19 protein-coding genes are annotated in these 18,497 nt (G+C 62.0%); 11 read left to right on the top strand and 8 right to left on the bottom strand.

All coding sequences use genetic code 11. From position 1 onward, the window contains the following. Positions 1 to 72: 72 nt before the first annotated feature. Complete coding sequence (locus tag MJ639_RS16285; RefSeq protein WP_243375027.1) at positions 73 to 483, top strand: PRC-barrel domain-containing protein; 411 nt, start codon at positions 73 to 75, stop codon at positions 481 to 483. Positions 484 to 594: 111 nt separating this feature from the next. Here MJ639_RS16285 and MJ639_RS16280 read toward each other — a convergent pair whose 3' ends face one another. Further along, positions 595 to 1,179, bottom strand: coding sequence for a histone H1 protein (locus tag MJ639_RS16280; protein WP_243375025.1), 585 nt, complete (start codon positions 1,177 to 1,179; stop codon positions 595 to 597). Positions 1,180 to 1,823: 644 nt separating this feature from the next. Between MJ639_RS16280 and MJ639_RS16275 the strand changes: the two genes are divergently transcribed. The 4 genes from MJ639_RS16275 to MJ639_RS16260 all read left to right on the top strand — a co-directional run bounded on the left by MJ639_RS16275 (position 1,824) and on the right by MJ639_RS16260 (position 5,325). After that, entirely contained in the window at positions 1,824 to 2,690 is an 867-nt protein-coding gene (locus tag MJ639_RS16275; protein ID WP_243375022.1) for a DMT family transporter, read from the top strand. Beyond that, positions 2,687 to 3,778, top strand: a complete 1,092-nt coding sequence (locus MJ639_RS16270; protein WP_243375020.1) for an ATP-dependent DNA helicase — start codon at positions 2,687 to 2,689, stop codon at positions 3,776 to 3,778. The genes MJ639_RS16275 and MJ639_RS16270 overlap by 4 nt, the downstream gene beginning before the upstream one ends. Before the next feature lie 96 nt (positions 3,779 to 3,874). Next, positions 3,875 to 4,048 carry a DUF1328 domain-containing protein gene (locus tag MJ639_RS16265; protein WP_243375018.1) on the top strand — a complete coding sequence of 58 codons (174 nt, stop codon included), beginning with the start codon at positions 3,875 to 3,877 and terminating at the stop codon, positions 4,046 to 4,048. A gap of 188 nt (positions 4,049 to 4,236) precedes the next feature. Continuing rightward, entirely contained in the window at positions 4,237 to 5,325 is a 1,089-nt protein-coding gene (locus MJ639_RS16260) for a TRAP transporter substrate-binding protein (RefSeq protein WP_243375015.1), read from the top strand. A gap of 60 nt (positions 5,326 to 5,385) precedes the next feature. Here MJ639_RS16260 and MJ639_RS16255 read toward each other — a convergent pair whose 3' ends face one another. Beyond that, a complete protein-coding gene (locus tag MJ639_RS16255; RefSeq protein WP_243375012.1) occupies positions 5,386 to 6,219 on the bottom strand; it encodes a lytic murein transglycosylase in 834 nt (277 codons plus the stop codon). Positions 6,220 to 6,357: 138 nt separating this feature from the next. Here MJ639_RS16255 and MJ639_RS16250 point away from each other — a divergent pair, with 138 nt between their 5' ends. The 3 genes from MJ639_RS16250 to arsC all read left to right on the top strand — a co-directional run bounded on the left by MJ639_RS16250 (position 6,358) and on the right by arsC (position 8,860). Further along, positions 6,358 to 6,993 (top strand): hypothetical protein, encoded by a 636-nt coding sequence (locus tag MJ639_RS16250; protein ID WP_243375009.1) that lies wholly within the window; start codon positions 6,358 to 6,360, stop codon positions 6,991 to 6,993. Between the two features lie 110 nt (positions 6,994 to 7,103). After that, complete coding sequence (locus MJ639_RS16245) at positions 7,104 to 8,420, top strand: HWE histidine kinase domain-containing protein (protein WP_243375007.1); 1,317 nt, start codon at positions 7,104 to 7,106, stop codon at positions 8,418 to 8,420. Between the two features lie 14 nt (positions 8,421 to 8,434). Continuing rightward, positions 8,435 to 8,860 carry an arsenate reductase (glutaredoxin) gene (gene arsC / locus MJ639_RS16240; RefSeq protein WP_243375005.1) on the top strand — a complete coding sequence of 142 codons (426 nt, stop codon included), beginning with the start codon at positions 8,435 to 8,437 and terminating at the stop codon, positions 8,858 to 8,860. Here the strand turns inward: arsC and MJ639_RS16235 are convergent. From MJ639_RS16235 to hrcA, 4 genes are all read right to left on the bottom strand, one after another. After that, positions 8,857 to 10,092 (bottom strand): MFS transporter, encoded by a 1,236-nt coding sequence (locus tag MJ639_RS16235; protein ID WP_243375003.1) that lies wholly within the window; start codon positions 10,090 to 10,092, stop codon positions 8,857 to 8,859. The genes arsC and MJ639_RS16235 overlap by 4 nt on opposite strands. Before the next feature lie 247 nt (positions 10,093 to 10,339). After that, positions 10,340 to 12,145: a translation elongation factor 4 gene (gene lepA / locus MJ639_RS16230; RefSeq protein WP_243375001.1), complete on the bottom strand. Its 1,806-nt coding sequence runs from the start codon at positions 12,143 to 12,145 to the stop codon at positions 10,340 to 10,342. A 275-nt stretch (positions 12,146 to 12,420) separates the two neighbouring features. After that, a complete protein-coding gene (locus MJ639_RS16225; RefSeq protein ID WP_243374999.1) occupies positions 12,421 to 12,849 on the bottom strand; it encodes a hypothetical protein in 429 nt (142 codons plus the stop codon). A gap of 119 nt (positions 12,850 to 12,968) precedes the next feature. Next, positions 12,969 to 14,060 carry a heat-inducible transcriptional repressor HrcA gene (gene hrcA, locus MJ639_RS16220; protein ID WP_243374997.1) on the bottom strand — a complete coding sequence of 364 codons (1,092 nt, stop codon included), beginning with the start codon at positions 14,058 to 14,060 and terminating at the stop codon, positions 12,969 to 12,971. A 143-nt stretch (positions 14,061 to 14,203) separates the two neighbouring features. Here hrcA and rph point away from each other — a divergent pair, with 143 nt between their 5' ends. Both rph and rdgB read left to right on the top strand, forming a co-directional pair. After that, positions 14,204 to 14,917 carry a ribonuclease PH gene (gene rph / locus MJ639_RS16215; protein ID WP_243374995.1) on the top strand — a complete coding sequence of 238 codons (714 nt, stop codon included), beginning with the start codon at positions 14,204 to 14,206 and terminating at the stop codon, positions 14,915 to 14,917. After that, positions 14,914 to 15,555 (top strand): RdgB/HAM1 family non-canonical purine NTP pyrophosphatase, encoded by a 642-nt coding sequence (gene rdgB / locus MJ639_RS16210; RefSeq protein ID WP_243375143.1) that lies wholly within the window; start codon positions 14,914 to 14,916, stop codon positions 15,553 to 15,555. Before rph ends, rdgB begins: the two co-directional genes overlap by 4 nt. Before the next feature lie 82 nt (positions 15,556 to 15,637). Here the strand turns inward: rdgB and MJ639_RS16205 are convergent, their stop codons facing one another. Both MJ639_RS16205 and MJ639_RS16200 read right to left on the bottom strand, forming a co-directional pair. Next, positions 15,638 to 16,114: a DUF2852 domain-containing protein gene (locus MJ639_RS16205; protein WP_243374993.1), complete on the bottom strand. Its 477-nt coding sequence runs from the start codon at positions 16,112 to 16,114 to the stop codon at positions 15,638 to 15,640. A 138-nt stretch (positions 16,115 to 16,252) separates the two neighbouring features. Next, complete coding sequence (locus MJ639_RS16200) at positions 16,253 to 16,936, bottom strand: TetR/AcrR family transcriptional regulator (RefSeq protein ID WP_243374991.1); 684 nt, start codon at positions 16,934 to 16,936, stop codon at positions 16,253 to 16,255. A 300-nt stretch (positions 16,937 to 17,236) separates the two neighbouring features. Here MJ639_RS16200 and hemW point away from each other — a divergent pair, with 300 nt between their 5' ends. Beyond that, on the top strand, positions 17,237 to 18,397 hold the full coding sequence (gene hemW, locus MJ639_RS16195; protein ID WP_243374989.1) for a radical SAM family heme chaperone HemW: 1,161 nt from the start codon (positions 17,237 to 17,239) through the stop codon (positions 18,395 to 18,397). The last annotated feature ends 100 nt before the right edge of the window (positions 18,398 to 18,497 follow it).

Raw genomic sequence — 18,497 nt, 5'->3', positions numbered from 1 at the left:
ACGGTGCTCGGCCGGAACGGCTTCCAGACCCCAGCGTTGCCTTACATCTCAAGGATCGAAGGGAGTGAGAGAATGGAGACGAATGTACAGAGCAGCGACGTTCGCGAGACCCACAACCTGATCGCCAGCGACAAGGTGGAAGGCACCCCGGTCCGCCGTTCTGACGGCGAGAAAATCGGTACGATCGAACGCGTGATGATCGAGAAGCGCTCCGGCAAGGTTGCCTATGCCGTGATGAGCTTCGGCGGCTTCATGGGTCTTGGCGAGGAATACTACACGCTCCCCTGGAGCGTCCTGAAGTACAATACCGAGCTCGATGCCTACGAGCTCAACCTGTCGGAGGATCAGCTGCGCGGAGCCCCCCGCCGCACGGCCGAGGGCCATGACGCCTCCTACGACCGGGAATGGGAAGAGCATGTTCACCGCTACTACAACGCCACTCCGTATTGGGGCGAAAGCGATCCCATGAGCTCCGGCCGATAAACGGCATCAGGCCATTCCAAAAAGAAAATCGCCCGGTTTTCACCGGGCGATTTTTTATGCCCATGCGCCGATCAGGACAGGTCCGGACCGGCGCATGGGGCATGCTAGGCTTTAGCGCTTGCGAGCCTTCGAGGGGCTCTTGCGAGCCGTCGAACGCTTCGCGACCTTGCCGGACTTCTTCGTAGCCGAGGTGCGGCTCGAAGCGGCGGCAGCGCGCTTCGTCGTGGTCTTACGGGCAGCCGTCTTGCGGGCCGAAGACTTCACGGCGGTACGGCTGGAGCTGCGGGCCGCGGTCTTGCGGGCAGCAGGCTTGCGAGCCGTCGTCTTGCGCGCGGTCGACTTCACGGCCTTCTTGGCGGTGGTCTTCTTAGCAGCAGACTTCACAGCCTTCTTGGCGGCGGTCTTGCGTGCGGTCGACTTCACAGCCTTCTTGGCAGCGGTCTTGCGCGCGGTCGACTTCACGGCCTTCTTGGCAGTGGTCTTCTTAGCAGCAGACTTCACAGCCTTCTTGGCCGTGGTCTTCTTGGCAGCGGTCTTCGTGCCGGCCTTCTTCGTGCTCTTGCGAGCCGAGGAAGTGCTGGCCTTCTTCGCGCTGGTCTTGGAGCTCTTCTTCGCTCCGGTCTTCTTCTTGGTGCGGGATGCACCCGTGTCACCCGTGAACAGTGCTGTCAGCGGGTTCTTGTTGTCTGTCGGCATAGCCGCCTCCTTCAAGGGCCTTCGCGTGCAACCGTCACGCTTGCAAGGCAACGTCGTTATACCAAGCGGGTTCCGATTAACGGAAAGTGTAGAAAGTAGAACGCGCACTTTTTCTGTGGATACTTTTGGTTGGATAGGTCCCTGAACTTGCACTTTCAGAGCTTCCAAGAAGGCGCTGGAAACGACTCGGAATGACTCTTCTTCGGACTCTTCAAGTATCACTTCGAATGCTTCAGAGTAGTTTTATGTGCTACTTGAAACATATTCAATTTCAATGACTTACGGCTCTTTCGACGACGGCGAGCATTTGCTGATGACGCTGCTGAACGCATCTCGAAAACCTCTTTGGCGTGAGTGAGATGAGACAAGTTTTGGAGGTGCTATGAGAGCGATTTCCGGCGCTCGAAAATTTTTTCGTGATCCGCACGAAAAATCCGCCTCGAAGGTGATCGAAACGCACCTTCATGCCCCCGATGACTCAAGAATCACCTCGCGCGACTCGTGACGTAGGGAGAAGAGTGGAGTCTGGATCGATGCTTAGAGGCATCTCGACGGGGACGCGGCAACCTGCCTCTCGCTCGACCCTTCACCTCGTGCGTGAGGCGCGGTATCGAGGATCGTTCATCAGCTCCTCATGGTCCGTCTTGCCTCATCGCAATCTCCTCGCCGTCGTCGCCTGGATGGGTGGCGCGCTCCTCTCCTTCTCGGCCACCGCCATCGCGGTGCGTGCGCTTGCGCACACATTCTCCGTGTTCGAGATGCTGGCCATCCGCAACGCGGCGGGCATCGTGATCCTGCTCGTCCTCGCGGGGCTCAAGCCCGAGCTGAGGCCGGGCCTCAAGCCGCGCCGCTTCCCACTTCACCTCGCGCGCAACGTCCTGCATTTCGCAGGCACCGATGGCTGGGCGTTCAGCCTCACGTTGCTGCCGCTCGCAACCGTTTTCGCGCTCGAATTCACGTCGCCTGCATGGGTCGCATTACTGGCGATCCCGCTGCTCAAGGAGCGCCTGACGAGAGGGCGTCTCGTCGCTGTTTTGCTAGGATTTGCAGGCGTTCTGATCATTTTGCGCCCTGGCGCGGAAACGCTGCAGCCCGCAAGCCTTCTGGTGCTGGGAGTGGCGTTTGCCTTCGCTCTCGTCGCCATCATGACGAAGCGCCTGACACAAACCGAGAGCACCTTCTCGATCCTGTTTTTCATGAACCTTCTTCAGCTGCCCATGAATCTCGCCGGCGTGAGCCGGGTCTTCTGGTCCGCGATCGAGCCGGCGCATCTTTTGCCGCTCGTCGGCATCTGCCTCGGCGGCCTGCTCTCGCATTACTGCCTGACCAATGCCTATCGCCGGGGGGATGCCACCATGGTCGTGCCGCTCGACTTCCTGCGCATCCCGCTGATCGCCTTCGTCGGCTGGCAGCTTTATGGTGAGGCGCTCGATCCTTATGTGTTTCTCGGCAGCGGCTGCATCGTCGCGGGCCTCATCTACAGCCTGAACCGCGAGGCGAAAACATCATGACCTGGTCGCCGCAGCAGGATGCCGCTTTGAAGGCCGTCGCCGATTGGCTTCGGCGTGGCGATCGTCCGGTCTTCCGCCTGTTCGGATATGCAGGCACCGGTAAGACGACACTCGCCAAGCACATCGCCGAAGGTGTCGACGGCGAGGTCACGTTCGGGGCCTATACGGGCAAGGCGGCGCTCGTGCTGCGCACGAAAGGCTGCGTCGATGCGTCGACCATCCACTCCATGATCTACCGCTCGCGGGAGGGGGACGAGAACGGGCCGCAATTCGTCATCAACCGGCAGAGCCAGGCGGCGAAATCAGACCTCATCGTCATCGACGAATGCTCCATGGTGGACGAGGAGCTGGGGCGGGATCTTCTCTCTTTCGGCAAGCCGGTCCTCGTGCTGGGTGACCCGGCCCAGTTGCCGCCGGTCAAGGGAGGCGGCTTCTTCACCGAGGCCGAGCCCGATGTGATGCTCACCGAGGTTCATCGGCAGGCGCAGGACAACCCCATCATCCATCTCTCCATGCTGGTGCGCGAGGGCGGCAGGCTGGATGTCGGCACCTATGGCGAGAGCCGCATCATCCGCCGCCGCGAGATCGATGCGGCCACCGTCATGGCAGCCGATCAGGTGCTCGTGGGATTGAACAAGACGCGCCGCCTCTACAACACGCGCCTGCGCGAATTGAACGGCTATCGCGATCCGATGCCGGCGGCTGGAGAGAAGCTCGTGTGCCTGCGCAACGACAAGACCAAGGGGCTGCTCAACGGCGGCACCTGGAGCATCCACGCGCTGCGCGGCATTCGCAACGATTTCGTACGCATGGACGTGATCCCCGATGACGATGCGCGCCGCCGGTCGGTGGAGGTGGCGGTTCACAAGGCCTTCTTCCTCGGTACGGAAGAGGAGGTGCCCTTCGCGCTGCGCCGCGAGTCCGACGAGTTCACTTACGGCTATGCGCTGACCGTGCACAAAGCCCAGGGCTCGCAATGGGACGATCTCGTGCTCTTCGATGAATCCTATGCCTTCCGCGAGCATCGCAGCCGCTGGCTCTATACGGCCCTGACACGCGCCGCCGATAAAGTGACCGTCGTCATGTGAGCTCGTGGGGGCGATTGGCAATCCGGTGGAGCGGAACCAAGGCCAAGCTCTCACGCTTATAGGTCAAGCTGAACAATTCTCGACAAGGCTTGCACGATGCTGAAATGGGCTCTGATCTTTCTGGTGGTTTCCCTGGTCGCGGGCGCGCTGGGATTCACAGGCGTTGCTTCCGGCGCCAAGACGATCGCCAAGATTCTCTTCGGCCTGTTCCTCCTCGGCTTCATCATCCTCGTTCTCTTGGCCTGGAGCGCGGGACAGCTCATCTTCTAAGCCGCAGGGGAGGGGCTCCCCTTTCGCTTTAACCATGCACTGAGCGCATGCGGTCCCTGCTCACAGGGACCTGCCTCCGCATGTCGATATCCTTATGAGAGACGTCTCCTTTTTACGTTTCAGGGCGTGCGGTTGAAACTTTCTGTCTCTCCGGCGCATTGAAACCTTCTTTTTCGGAAAGAGACGTCATGAAACGCCGTGCATTTCTCAAGGCCGCCACGCTCGGAGCAACCGCTGGAGCGATCGCGAAACCGGCCATTGCACAGACCAATCCCGAGATCCGCTGGCGCATGACCTCGGCCTTCCCGAAGTCGCTGGATACGCTTTTCGGCGGCGGCGAGACTTTCGCGAAGCTCGTGGCGGAAGCCACCGACGGCAAGTTCCAGATTCAGGCCTTCGCGCCGGGCGAGATCGTCGGTGCGCCGCAGGCTGTCGATGCGATCGCGGGCGGCACGGTCGAGATGGGACACACCTGTTCTTATTATTATGTCGGCAAGGATCCCACCTTCGCCATCGGCACCAATTTGCCGTTCGGCCTCAACTCGCGCCAGACGAATGCCTGGCTCTATCATGGCGGCGGTAATGCGCTGCTCAACGAGTTCTATGCCAAGCATAATCTCTATGCGCTGGTGGCCGGCAACACGGGCGCGCAGATGGGCGGCTGGTTCCGCAAAGAGATCAAGACCGTCGACGATCTGAAGGGCCTGAAGATGCGCATCGCAGGTCTTGCGGGCCAGATCATGGGCAAGCTCGGCGTCGTGCCGCAGCAGATTGCCGGCGGCGATCTCTATCCGTCGCTCGAGCGCGGCACCATCGACGCCGCCGAATGGGTAGCGCCCTATGACGACGAGAAGCTCGGTCTGAACAAGGTCGCGCCGTACTACTACTATCCGGGCTTCTGGGAGGGCGGACCGGCGATCCACATGTTCATCAACCTGCAGAAATGGAATGAGCTGCCGAAATCCTATCAGGCGGCCATGCAGGCTGCGGCGGGATATGTGAACGCGGACACGCAGGCCAAGTACGACGCGCGCAATCCGGCAGGGCTTCGCGAGCTTCTCGGCGACGGCGCGCAGCTGCGCCCGTTCTCGCAGGAGATCATGGACGCCGCCTACAAGGCCGCCAACGAGATCTACGATGAGATCTCGGCCAAGAACCCCGACTTCAAGAAGATCTACGACAGCTACAAGGCGTTCCGCGGCGAGGAATATCTCTGGTTCCAAGTGGCCGAATACGCCTACGACACCTTCATGATCCGCGCCCGCGCACGGGGCTGATCGAAGGCGATAAAGAAAAAGGGCGGGCTTCATGCCCGCCCTTGCTTTTCATGAGGACGTTTACTGAGTGGGGAAGGCGGATGTGTCGCCGCCTGCAAGCTTGGTGGCGTAATAGGCGATGGTCCGCGAATAGACCTGCGACTTGTTCCAGGCGCGGATCGCCTCAAAATTCTGCGAGCCCGGCTCCCATCCGCCGCCTTTCACCCAGCCGTGACCTTTGAGATAATTGGCCGTCGAAGCCAGAACGTCGGCAGAGCTGTGAAGCAAATCGGCGCGTCCATCGCCGTCGAAATCCACGGCGTATTTCACGTAGTTCGAGGGCATGAACTGCGTCTGCCCCATTTCTCCCGCCCAGGCGCCGCGCATTTCGGCGGGTGTGAGATCACCCCTGTCGACGATGCGCAGGGCATCGAAGAGATGGGCCTGGAAAAACTCCGTGCGGCGGCAATCGTAGGCGAGCGTCGCAACAGAGCGGATGACGGGGAGGTTGCCCTTCACCGCACCGAAATCGGTCTCCAATCCCCAGATCGCGACGAGCACGGGAGCCGGCACGCCGTAGCGCTGCTCGATGCGTGCGAGCGTGCCCGCATGCTTCTTCAGCATGTTGGCTCCGCCTTTCAGGCGGGACGGGGAGACCATGCGCCCGGCGAATTGCTCGAAGCTTTGCTTGAACACACCCTGGCCACGATCTTTCCTGATGATGCTCTGATCGAATGTCACTCCCGACAGGGCCTGCTTGACCGCCGCGGGCGAGATGCCTTGCGCGATCGCTTCCTGCTCAATGTCCCCGAGCCATTTGTCGAAGCCGGCAGGATCCCGGCAGGTCGCTGCTGAGGCTTGTCCTGCCCCCAGAAGAAAGGTTGCAATGACCGAGGCTCGCATCAAAGCCCGCATGAGTTTTCTCCTCAATCGTTCCGCTCCTGTGCGAGGTAGGGTTGAACGGCGGCAACTCAAGGCCACGCCTGCCACGCAACCGCCACGGCTCTGGAGCGTTTCTCTTACGAGAGACTAGGCCTGAGGATCGTTGGGGCTATGAAAATTCTTGCAGCTTTGTCCGGCGTCGCGGGTCTCGCGGCCATGCTCTGCGCCTCTGTGCCGAGCCATGCCACGAATGTCCTTGCCCGCACGGCCGCAGGCTTCGACGAGGGTGTGCATGCACGCTTCGATTCTCGATCGGGACAGACGCACGTCACCGGCCGCACTTCCTCCGATCAATGCTTCTTCCTCACCCTGCCGCAGGAATGGCGGGCCGCGATGGCAGGGATGGAGACGCGGCTGAAGTCAGCATCCTCCGAGACTGAGCTGACAGTGAATCTGCGTTCGTCACGCGAATTGCGGGGAATGCCCCAGGCGGATCTCGCCAGCCGCGATGCCGCCCTGCTGCAGCAGGATTATGAGAATCTTTTGGGACGTCCCGCGCAATCGGTGTCTTTGGCCTCCCTGACGTCGCAGGCGACGCGGTGGTCGGCAACCTGGATCGATGCCAACCTGCCCTCCGGACCCATGACGATTGAGACCTTCATCGTGCCCCTGTCGGACTATGGGGTTCTGGAACTCTCCTTCACGAATGTGGCCGCGAAAGAGGAATACGAGGATCTGGTGCGCGGCCTTCTTGCCGGTCTGGAGCTCCGTCACGGCGGCGGATGCTGGGACCGCGTGGCATTCTGATCGAATTGAAGGGCACTGAACAAGATTTCTGCACCTAAGGGTTCATTTCCTTGAGCCGCGCCCTTGTTCTATAGAACGATTTCAATTCCTCCTGCCCCGAAGCCGCCTTCGTGCTCACCCGTTACACAAAGCTCGTCCCAGCTAATTCCGCCCTTGCGATGGGGATGGCGGTCGGCTGCGTTGCGGTCGCAACGGCCACGAGGATTGCTCTGACGCCCGCCATCGGTCACTCGGTTCCGTTCATCACCATGTTCCCGGCCGTTCTGCTCGCGGCCGTCATCGGCGGCTTCTGGCCCGGCCTTCTTGCCGTCGGCCTGAGCATCGTGGCCGCCTGGTACTTCTTTCTCAGCGGGAGCCTTGGTTTTTCGCCGATCTCGGCTGCGGATGCGACCGGGATTCTTTTCTTCACGGTTGGAGCCCTTTTGATGGTTCTCGCCGCAACCTCCATGCGGCGCGCGCTCGACAACCTCAAGGAGGCGCAGGAGAAGCTCCTGGCGGCCCTGGATGCCTCCGGCACCGGTACATGGCGATGGGATATTCAGAAGGATATCGTCGAATGGGATCCGGCGATGGTCAATGTGTTTGGCCAGGGCTTTCGGAACATGCCCCGCAATGTGGGAGAATTTGTCGCGTTCATCCACCCCGACGACCGCGAGCGTGCGCAGCGCGTGATCGAAGACTCGATCAAGAGCGGCAGCACGATCGAATACGAATTCAGAGCCTTGTTGCCGGACGGTGAGGAGCGGTGGATCTATGACCGCAGCCGGCCTGTCTACGATGCCGAGCGAAAGCCTCTCTACATGATCGGGGCCTGCCTCGATATCACAGCCCGCAAGAAGGCCGAGGAGCGCCAGACTCTTCTGATCAACGAGCTCAATCACAGGGTCAAGAACACCCTGGCGACGGTTCAATCACTTGCGTTCCAGACTATGCGCAGCAGCCGCAGCCCGGAGGCGTTCCAAGACAATTTCATGGCGCGTCTGATGGCGCTCTCGGCCACGCATGACCTGCTCACGCAGAGCTATTGGGAAAGCACATTCCTGAGCGATGTGCTGGAGGCGGAGCTGCGTCCGCATGGCGGCGTCGACCAGAAGCGGATCACAACTCAAGGCGAGCCTGTGAAGCTCAAACCGCAGCAGGCGCTGAGCCTCGGACTTGCGTTCCATGAGCTGGCAACCAACGCCGTGAAATACGGAGCGCTCTCCACCTCTCAGGGGCGGATTCTGATTGCATGGCGTCAAGCAGACAATACGGATCTCGTCATCCAGTGGCAGGAGCAGGGCGGACCATCCGTCGGCAAACCCGAACGCCAGGGTTTTGGGACGCGGCTCATTGATCGCAGCATCGCGCATGAACTCGGTGGCTCGGTCGACATGAACTATGCTCCGTCAGGCGTGGAATGCCGGATCAGGATTCCGATGGCATGATGAGGAGAGAGATCATGGACGTGATCATCTATCACAACCCGCAATGCGGCACGTCTCGGAACACGCTGGGCCTGATCCGCAATGCCGGAATCGAGCCGCATGTCATCGAGTATCTGAAAGCGCCGCCCACGCGGCTGCTGCTGCGCCAGCTGATCGAGCGTATGGGAGTAAGCATCCGCGACGTCCTGCGCGAGAAAGGCACGCCCTTTCACGAACTCGGTCTTGACGACACTTCCTTGAGCGACGAGCAGCTGCTCGATGCGATGATGGCCCATCCCATCCTCATCAATCGGCCTATCGTTGTTTCGCCCATGGGCGTGCGCCTGTGCCGCCCCTCGGAGATGGTGCTCGACATCCTGCCGCCGCAACTGGGCGAGTTCCGCAAGGAGGATGGCGAACTGGTCGTCGATGCCGCCGGACGACGCGCAGCGACGGCTTAAGACGCTTCGAGCTGCGTGCCGACAGGGACGGTCGGCTCGACCACGAAGTTTTCCTTTTCCGCGGTCGGCGGCGCTGCGCGCTGGAGGCTTCGGTATGCGCCCCAGATCGCCATCAGTGCCTGAGCGACAATGACCACATAGAGAAGCCCCAGACGTCCGAATTCCGTCATCGCGAAGCCTGAGACCGTCGGGCCGATCACCGAGCCCGCGCCGTTCAGGATCAGGAGACCGCCGGCTGCGGCTACGAACTCTCCAGGCCTTACCATGTCGTTCACATGCGCGGTGACGATGCTGTAGGTGGGGATCACGCTGCCGCCGAAGATGGCGACATAGATGAAGATCACCCAGGTTGGCCCCGTGAGCGGCACGAAGTTGATGAGTATCAGCAGAATCGCTGCCGCCATCGCTGCCGTTCCGATGATCACGTGTCGCCGATCCATGCGGTCGGACAGCCAGCCGAGAGGCCATGTGGTGGCGAAGCCTCCCAATGTGCCGCAGGCCATGAAGATCGCGATCTCCAGCGTGTTCAATCCCCGTTCCTGCGCCCAGATGGGGCCGAGCGCGAAAAAGGAACTCGTGGTGATGCCGCAGAGAATGGCGGCAACGACGCCGAACGGCGATTGCCGATAGAGCTGCATCAAATTGATGCGCGTGCTGCTCACCGCATTTGCGGGTGCGGAAGCGCGTGACAGAGCCGTGGGGACGAGGGAGAGGCAGATGAGAATGGTGACGAAGCAGAACAATCGATAGCCTTGCGGATCCCCCGTGGGCAGAAGCATCTGCCCACCGATCCCGGCGATGAGACCGGTCATGCCATAAATGCTGAGAATCTGCCCGCGTGTCTTCGGCGTGACCGAAGCATTGAGCCAGCTCTCCACCACGATGAAGAGGCCGGCGAAGCAGAAGCCGGTGACGGCGCGCGCGGCAATCCAGACAAGCGGGCTGATGGCGAGAAGGTGGAGAAGCGCAACGCTCGCGGCGACGGCCGCCAGGGCAGCGAAGGTGCGGGTGTGGCCGACCTGCATAATGATGCGTCCGGCCCATAGCGATCCCACCACGATGCCTGCCCAGAAGGCCGAACCCACTGCTCCGATCTGCGCGGGCGTGAACTGCTCGATACTGCCACGAACGCTGAGAAGAGTGCCTTGCAGCGTGTTACCGACCTGGATCAGGGCATAGCCGAGAAGAAGCGCGAGCAAGGTCGGCAGCACGGAGCGCATGGAATGAGGCATGGGCTCTCCCGAAGAGGCAGTTGGCTTGCGTAACGTGCAACAGGACTCTCAGCGATTGCGCCCAAGCCAATTCCAAGCCCGGCCTTCAGGAAACGCCGTGCCGTGAAAAATGTCATGGGGTTGCTTAAAGACCCTGTGCCTGGGTTGAACTCCGGTAAGGAGACAGGGTTCCGATCCTGCAGGGCGAAACGAAAAAGCCTGGCCGTTGCCAGCCAGGCTTTCCGAGAGCGGATTTTTCGCGTTTCTTTTATGTATCCATCTTCAGCGCGGCGATGAAGGCTTCTTGCGGGATGTCGACCTTGCCGAACTGGCGCATGCGCTTCTTGCCTTCCTTCTGCTTGTCGAGCAGCTTGCGCTTACGCGAGGCGTCGCCGCCGTAGCACTTGGCGGTTACGTCCTTGCGCAGCGCGCGGATGGTTTCGCGGGCGATGATCTTGCCGCCGATGGCGGCCTGAACCGGAATCTGGAACATATGCGGCGGGATCAGCTCTTTCAGCTTCTCGCACATGGCGCGGCCACGGCCCTCGGCGCGGTCGCGGTGGACCAGCATGGAGAGCGCGTCGACAGGTTCCGCATTGACCAGCACCGACATCTTCACGAGATCGCCCTCGCGATAATCGGAGATGTGATAGTCGAAGGAGGCATAGCCCTTCGAGATCGACTTCAGGCGGTCGTAGAAATCGAACACCACCTCGTTGAGCGGCAGGTCGTAGACCACCATGGCGCGCTTGCCGACATAGTTCAGGTCGACCTGAATACCGCGCCGTTCCTGGCAGAGCTTGAGCACGGAGCCGAGGTAATCGTCGGGCGTGAGGATCGTAGCGCGGATCCACGGCTCCTCGATGGTCTCGATCTTCATCACATCCGGCATGTCGGCCGGGTTGTGCAGCTCGATGGTGGAACCGTCGCGGAGTTTCAGGTGATAGACCACGGAAGGCGCGGTGGAGATGAGATCGAGATTGAACTCGCGCTCCAGACGCTCCTGAATGATTTCGAGATGCAGCAGACCGAGGAAGCCGCAGCGGAAGCCGAAGCCGAGCGCAGCAGACGTTTCCATCTCGTAGGAGAAGCTGGCGTCGTTCAGGCGCAGCTTGCCCATGGCGGCGCGCAGGTTCTCAAACTCGGCGGCGTCCACGGGGAAGAGACCGCAGAACACCACCGGCTGCACGGGCTTGAAGCCCGGGAGCGCTTGCGCCGTCGGCTTGCGGTCATCGGTGATGGTGTCGCCGACGCGGGTATCGGCCACTTCCTTGATCGAGGCGGTGAAGAAGCCCACTTCGCCGGGGCCGAGCTGCGCCAGCTCCGTCATCTTCGGATTGAACACGCCGACGCGGTCGAGCGAGTAGGATGCGTTCGTGCCCATCATCTTGATGGTCTGGCCCTTCTTCATGGTGCCGTCGATGATGCGCACCAGCACGACCACGCCGAGATAAGCGTCATACCAAGAATCGACGAGGAGAGCCTTCAGCGGCGCATCCGGGTCGCCCTTCGGCGGCGGCAGCTTGGTGACGATGGCTTCCAGCACGCCCTCGATGTTGATGCCGCTCTTGGCCGAAACCGGTACGGCCTCGGAGGCATCGATGCCGATCACTTCCTCGATCTGCTCCTTGATCCGGTCCGGATCGGCGGCGGGCAGGTCGATCTTGTTGAGAACGGGCACAATCTCGTGGTTGGCGTCGATGGCCTGGTAGACGTTGGCGAGCGTCTGCGCCTCGACGCCCTGGGAGGCGTCGACCACCAGGAGCGAACCCTCGCAGGCGGCCAGAGAACGCGAGACCTCGTAGGCGAAGTCCACGTGGCCGGGGGTGTCCATCAGGTTCAGGATATAGGTCTTGCCGTCCTGAGCCTTGTATTCCAGGCGCACGGTCTGCGCCTTGATGGTGATGCCGCGCTCGCGCTCGATATCCATGTTGTCGAGCACCTGCTCCGTCATCTCACGGGCGGACAGAGCCCCCGTGGTCTGGATCAGGCGGTCGGCCAAGGTCGACTTCCCGTGGTCGATATGGGCCACGATGGAGAAGTTGCGGATGTTGTCGAAGGTGCGAGCGGTCATAATACTGCAAATATAAGGATGTTCAGGCCGCAATAGCAGGGCGGGCTCCTAATGCCAAGGGAGGCCGTCGCCGCGCCCTTGAGAGCTGCCTTGATCCAAGCGCGGCGCGAGAGGGCCCAGGGGGCTGTCGTAGCAGGTTTTTGCGGGTGATCAGACTAAGGGCCGCTCTGCCCTTAAATTCGGGATTCAGTGTGTCTTATGGGAATGGAAACTGACCTGAAGGCAAGGCAAGCGCAGGCCCGAAGCCTGCGCTTGCCTTTGATGCTAGGCGAGGATCAGCGGGCGCATTCCACCGGAACGCGCGCATCCGTGCCGGGCATGAGCACGGTGCGGCAGGGCACGCCGTTGATGTAACGGATTTCGTGCGGTGCGGCATTCGGGAAGATCGATCCCGGCGTGCCGGACACGGCTCCTCCCGGAACAGGAGCCGGGACAACACTGCCGGTCGCCATGGGTTCACCAGCAGGGATCATGCCTGGAGCCATGCCGACGAAGCCGGTCGGGCCGGCGCATTGAACCGGAATGCGCTGATTGGTGCCGTGATCGAGCACGGTGCGGCAAGGCACGCCGTTGATGTAGCGGATTTCATGCGGCGCTGCATCGGGGAAGGGCGAGACTGGTGTGCCGCTGGGCTGGGCATGTGCCAGACCGAAGGAGCCGAGCACGACAAGGCCGGCACCGGCGAGAATGGTGAAGCTCTTCAATGAAACCTCCTCTGAGCATGGGAGCATTGTCCCCTTTTCGGGACCGGAGGTTTAACGCCTGCAGTAAGGTTAGTTTCCTTGGCTCAGGCAACATGTTCGTGAGCGATTGGCCGAGTGCGCTAACGGCCCCGCTCCAGAATGCGCGAGATCACCTTGGCGGTATAATCGACCATCGGCACGATGCGCGCATAGTTGAGCCGCGTGGGGCCGATCACGCCGAGAACGCCGACGATTTTCTGGCTGCCGTCTCTGAAGGGAGCAGCGATCATCGACGAGCCGGAGAGCGAGAACAGCTTGTTCTCCGAGCCGATGAAGATGCGCACGCCTTCGCCGCCCTCGGCGCGGCTGAGCAGGTCGATCACATCCGTCTGTGTTTCGAGATCGGAGAAGAGCAGGCGGATACGTTCAAGATCTTCCGTCGCCTTCAGGTCGCCCAGCAGATTGGCTTGGCCGCGCACGATGAGCTGGCGGGATTCGACAGGCCCCACGGTGGTGGCAAGCCCCGCTTCCACGAGCTTGGCGGTCAGCGTGTCGAGCTCGCGTTCCATCTCGCCGCGACGGGCTTCGATTTCCTGCTTGAGGTCGCCGAGCGTCTTGCCTTGGATGCGCGAGTTGAGAAAATTGCCGGCCTCAACGAGCGCGCCTGCCGGAAGGCCTGCGGGCAAGTCGAGAAGGCGGTTCTCGACGGAGCCGTCCTCGGATACGAGCACGACGAGGGCGCGTGTGGGGTCGAGACGGACGAATTCGATATGCTTGAGGCTGGCGTTGGATTTCGACGTCAGCACTACGCCCGCGCCGCGCGAGACGCCCGACAGAAGCGTGGAGGCCTCGGCGAGGGCCGTTTCCAGGGTGTGGCCGGAGGCAGCAGCGCGCATCTGCGCCTCGATCCGCGCCCGCTCGTCGGCGGTCACGTCGCCGATCTCCATCATGGCGTCCACGAAGAAGCGCAGGCCGATTTCCGTGGGCAGGCGCCCGGCGCTGGTATGGGGCGCGAAGATCAGGCCCGCCGCCTCCAGATCCGCCATCACGTTACGGATCGAGGCGGGCGAGAGCGCCATCGGCAAGAGGCGCGAGAGATGGCGCGAGCCGACGGGCTCGCCGGTCATGAGATAGCTCTCGACGATCTGGCGGAAGATCTCGCGGGAACGGTCGTTCAGCTCCGCGATGGCGCGGGCGTCCGACAGGTTCGAGAAGGGGCCGTTGGCGTGCATGCGATGGGTTCTACGCTTTCACAATTCCACCCTGCAAGTCATCATTATGTGCGGATGAATGCCGCTTTAGGCAAGGCTTTCACTTGCTTAAAGGGCTTCATGGCCCCAAAGAGGCTTTCAAACAGCCTTGTGGAGAAACGAACATGCGTCCTTCGAACCGCGCCCCCGACCAGTTGCGTCCCGTCACCCTGGAGCGGAGCGTCGCGCGCTATGCGGAGGGCTCCTGCCTCGTTTCCTTCGGCAATACCCGGGTGCTCTGCACGGCCTCGCTCGAGGAAAAAGGTCCGCCGTGGCTGCGCGGCACCGGCAAGGGCTGGGTGACGGCGGAATATTCCATGCTGCCCCGCGCCACGCATGAGCGCACCAAGCGCGAGGTGAATTCCGGCAAGCCGTCCGGCCGCACGCAGGAGATCCAGCGCCTCATCGGCCGCTCGCTTCGCGCGGTCGTGAACCTGCCGGCCATCGGCGAGCGCCAGATCGTGCTCGATTGCGACGTGATCCAGGCCGATGGCGGCACCCGCACGGCCTCCATCACCGGCGCATGGGTTGCCCTGCATGAATGCTTCACCTGGATGCAGAGCCGCTCGATCATTTCCATCAACCCGCTGCGCGAGCCTGTCGCCGCCATTTCCTGCGGCATCTATCAGGGCACGCCGGTGCTCGATCTCGATTACGCCGAGGATTCCGCTGCCGAGACGGATGCGAACTTCGTCATCACGGGTTCGGGCGGCATTGTCGAGGTGCAGGGCACGGCGGAAGGAAAGCCCTTCTCGGAAGAGGAATTCCTGAGCATGCTTCGTCTCGCCAAAGCAGGCGTCGCGCAGCTCGTGGATCTGCAAAAGAAGGCTGTCGCCTGATGCAGCACCGTCCTCTCACCGGCAAGGTCGTCATCGCCACGCACAACGCGGGCAAGCTGCGCGAGATGCAGGAGCTGCTCGCTCCCTTCGGCATCGAAGCGGTCTCGGCGGGCGAACTCGGTCTGCCGGTGCCCGACGAGACGGGACACATGTTTGCCGAGAACGCCGCGATCAAGGCACATGCCGCAGCGAAGGCCACGGGCCTTCCCGCGCTCTCCGACGATTCCGGTTTGTGCGTGCATGCGCTCGATGGCGCGCCGGGATTGTTCACCGCTGATTGGGCTGGGCCGAAGAAAGATTTCTATGCCGCCATGGAGCGCGTGCATCGCGAGATGCAAAAGCGCGAAGCGACCGACAAGCGCGCGCATTTCGTCTCCGCCCTCGTCATCGCATGGCCCGATGGGCATGAGGAATTGTTCGAGGGGCGCGTGTTCGGTGAGGCGGTCTGGCCGCCGCGCGGCGAGAAGGGCTTCGGCTACGATCCCATGTTCCAGCCGGACGGTTTTGCGCAGACCTTCGGCGAACTGTCATCGGAGGAAAAGCACGGCATCGACTGGTCGAAGCCGCAGCCGGAAGGTTTGTCGCATCGCGCACGCGCCTTCGTGAAGCTCGCAGCGGGATGCTTGAAGAAGGCTTGAGTTCTTTCCTCGTCATCCTTGAAATGATGCGAGAGCTGAAAAGCAGAAGCGCCCCGAAGGGCGCTTCATTTATTTTTGAGCGTCAGACGTTGGTCGGGCCGTTGCCGCGGCGCTTGGCCATGAAGGCGTCGAACTCCTCGCGGTCCTTGGCGCGCTTCAGCTCTTCCACGAAGTTGCGGAACTCGCGGGCCTCTTCGTCGAGCTTGCGGCGCTCTTCCTCGAGGCGCTCGAGTTCGCTGCGGCGATAATCGTCGAAAGCCGCGTTGCCCGTGCCGGCATAGCCGAAGCCGCCGGTGGAGCGGCGCGCTCCGAAGATGTCCTCGGATGCACGGCCGACGGTGTCACGGAAGAAGGCCTTGGCCTCGTCGTATTTCGGATATCCACACATTTTCCACACCAGGTAGGCCAGCGCGAGCGGCCAGGCAAAGATGAAGCCCAGAATGATGACGGCGATCTCCAAACCGCGACGGGGAGAGCGCCCGCAGCGACGGTGAGCGCCGGCGTTCCAAGGTCCCGTATGAGGGCCCTGGTTCCAGGCGGTTGAAGCAGAGTCGGACATCGTTGGATCTCACTATGTTAATGCTAACAACATTAACATGCGAATGGATTTGGGCGCTTTCAAGGGAAGGGCGCTCGATTTTTTGAGATCGCTAAAGCTGGGGCTAGACGGCAGGCCGGGCAGGGAAGCTGGGCGCGGTCAGCGGGAAGCAGAAGCCGCCTTGCCCTTCAGGGCGCCATGAACGAGGGCCAGGACGCCGGCGCGGAGCAGCTCGTACTTGTCCGGCAGGCCGGAACCCTTCGGCAGCTGGCCGGCGGCATCGAGGGTGGCGATGCCGTGGGAGAGGGCCCAGACCTCGATGGCGATGAAGCGGGTATCGACCCCCTGGAAGCCTTCGGGGAAGGTCTTCGAGAGGGCCTCGACCAGATAGTCGAAGGCGCTATTGGAGCGCGGGGAACTTGTGGAAGTCTTGTCCGGAGCGCCCTTGCCCCAGGGGGCGCAGCCCTCATTCTCAGCCTCATGAGGCTTGGCCGAGAACATGGCGGCGTAGAAGCCGGGCTCCTGCTCCGCGAAGGCGAGATAGGCCTCACCCATGCGGGTGAAGCGCTCCAAGGGCGTGCCGTCGCTCTGGAGGGCCTTGCCGAGGCGCTTCGCAAGCTCGTCGAAGCCCCGGAAGGCTACCTCCGCCACCAAGGCCTCCCGGCCGCGGAAATGGCGGTACAGGGCGGCGGGCGTCACGCCCACGAGCTTGGCGGCATCGGCTAGAGTGAAGCCGCCAAGGCCACGCTCGGCAATGAAGCGCTGCGCCGCTTCGATCAGCGCCTCCTTCAGATTGCCGTGGTGGTAGCCCTGCCGGTCGAACGGGCCGCGCCAATGCCGCATGATGGGTCCTTTGAACTCTGCTGTCAGCGATCTTAAGTCCCCGCCTCGGGAGAGGCTAGGGCGCAGACCTCATGAGGGGTGAACAACCCATGCAGGGAGAGGTTCAGAAAAGTTTTCTCCTCCTCAATTGTCGTCATCCCGGACGGAGCGTAGCGCAGATCCGGGATCGCCAGCAGGATCAGGCGCCATTCTTGTCATGCGATCCCGGGTTCCGCTGTGCGGCCCCGGGATGACGCCTAAGAGCCATATCGCGACAACGCCACCCGTGACGCCACGCGCAAGACCTGCCATATACCGCCCATGATCGATCATCCGACGCGCGATGTGGGCTTTGGCGTTTACGTCCATTGGCCCTTCTGCGCTTCCAAGTGCCCCTATTGCGACTTCAACAGCCATGTCCGCCACCAGCCGGTGGATCAGGAGCGGTTCCTGGCCGCGTTCAGACGCGAGATCGCGCACACGGCTGCGCGCATTCCGGGACGCACGGTCACCAGCATCTTCTTCGGCGGCGGCACGCCCTCGCTCATGAAGCCGGAAACGGTGGGTGCGATCCTCGATGCCATCGGCGGCGCATGGAGCATTGATCCGCACGCGGAAGTTACGCTCGAAGCTAACCCGACGAGCGTGGAGGCCGAGCGCTTTCGTGACTACCGCTCGGCCGGCATCAACCGCGTTTCGCTCGGCGTGCAGGCGCTGAACGATGCCGACCTGAAGCGTCTGGGCCGCATGCATTCGGTGGAGGAGGCGCTTGCGGCCGTGAAGATCGCAGCCTCGATCTTCGAGCGTTACTCTTACGATCTGATCTATGCCCGCCCGGGACACACGCCCGAGGTCTGGGCGGCGGAACTCGAACAGGCCATCGGCTACGCGGTCGAGCATCTCTCGCTCTACCAGCTCACCATCGAGCCCGGCACCTGGTTCCAGCGTCTGTTCGATGCGGGCAAGCTCACCGTGCCGGATGAGGAGACGGGCCGCGCGCTCTACGACATCACGCAGGAAACCTGCGAGAAGCATGGGCTGCCCGCTTACGAGATTTCGAACCACGCCAAGCCCGGCGCGGAATCGCGGCACAACCTGCTCTATTGGCGCTACGGCGAGTATGCGGGCATCGGCCCCGGCGCGCATGGACGCTTGGTGACAGGCAATGCGCGGCTCGCGACATCGACCGAGAAACATCCCGAGACATGGCTCGAGCATGTGGAGCGTGAAGGCCATGGCGTGATCGAGGAGGAAGTGCTCACCTCCGAGGCCGAGGGCGACGAATTTCTGCTGATGGGCCTTCGCCTGAAAGAGGGCATCGATCCGCGCCGCTACGAAGCCTTCACCGGAAAGCCGCTCAATCAGCGCGGCTTGCGCATCATGCAAGAGGAAGGGCTCATTCGTGTTGACAGTTCACGCCTCGCCGTGACGAAGAAGGGCTTCCCAGTGTTGAATGCGGTGATTGCGGAATTGGCGGCTTAACACTCATTCGTAAGTGTCGTCCCGGACGAAGCGCAGCGAAGATCCGGGATCGTCGTCAGAATAGAGCTGAGAATCTCTAGGTGTCATCCCCGCGAAGGCG

It is taken from the genome of Microvirga solisilvae, assembly GCF_022808595.1.
Lineage (GTDB): Bacteria > Pseudomonadota > Alphaproteobacteria > Rhizobiales > Beijerinckiaceae > Microvirga > Microvirga solisilvae.
Note: the sequence above shows the minus strand (reverse complement) of the source record. Positions and strands in the feature narration are given on the sequence as shown.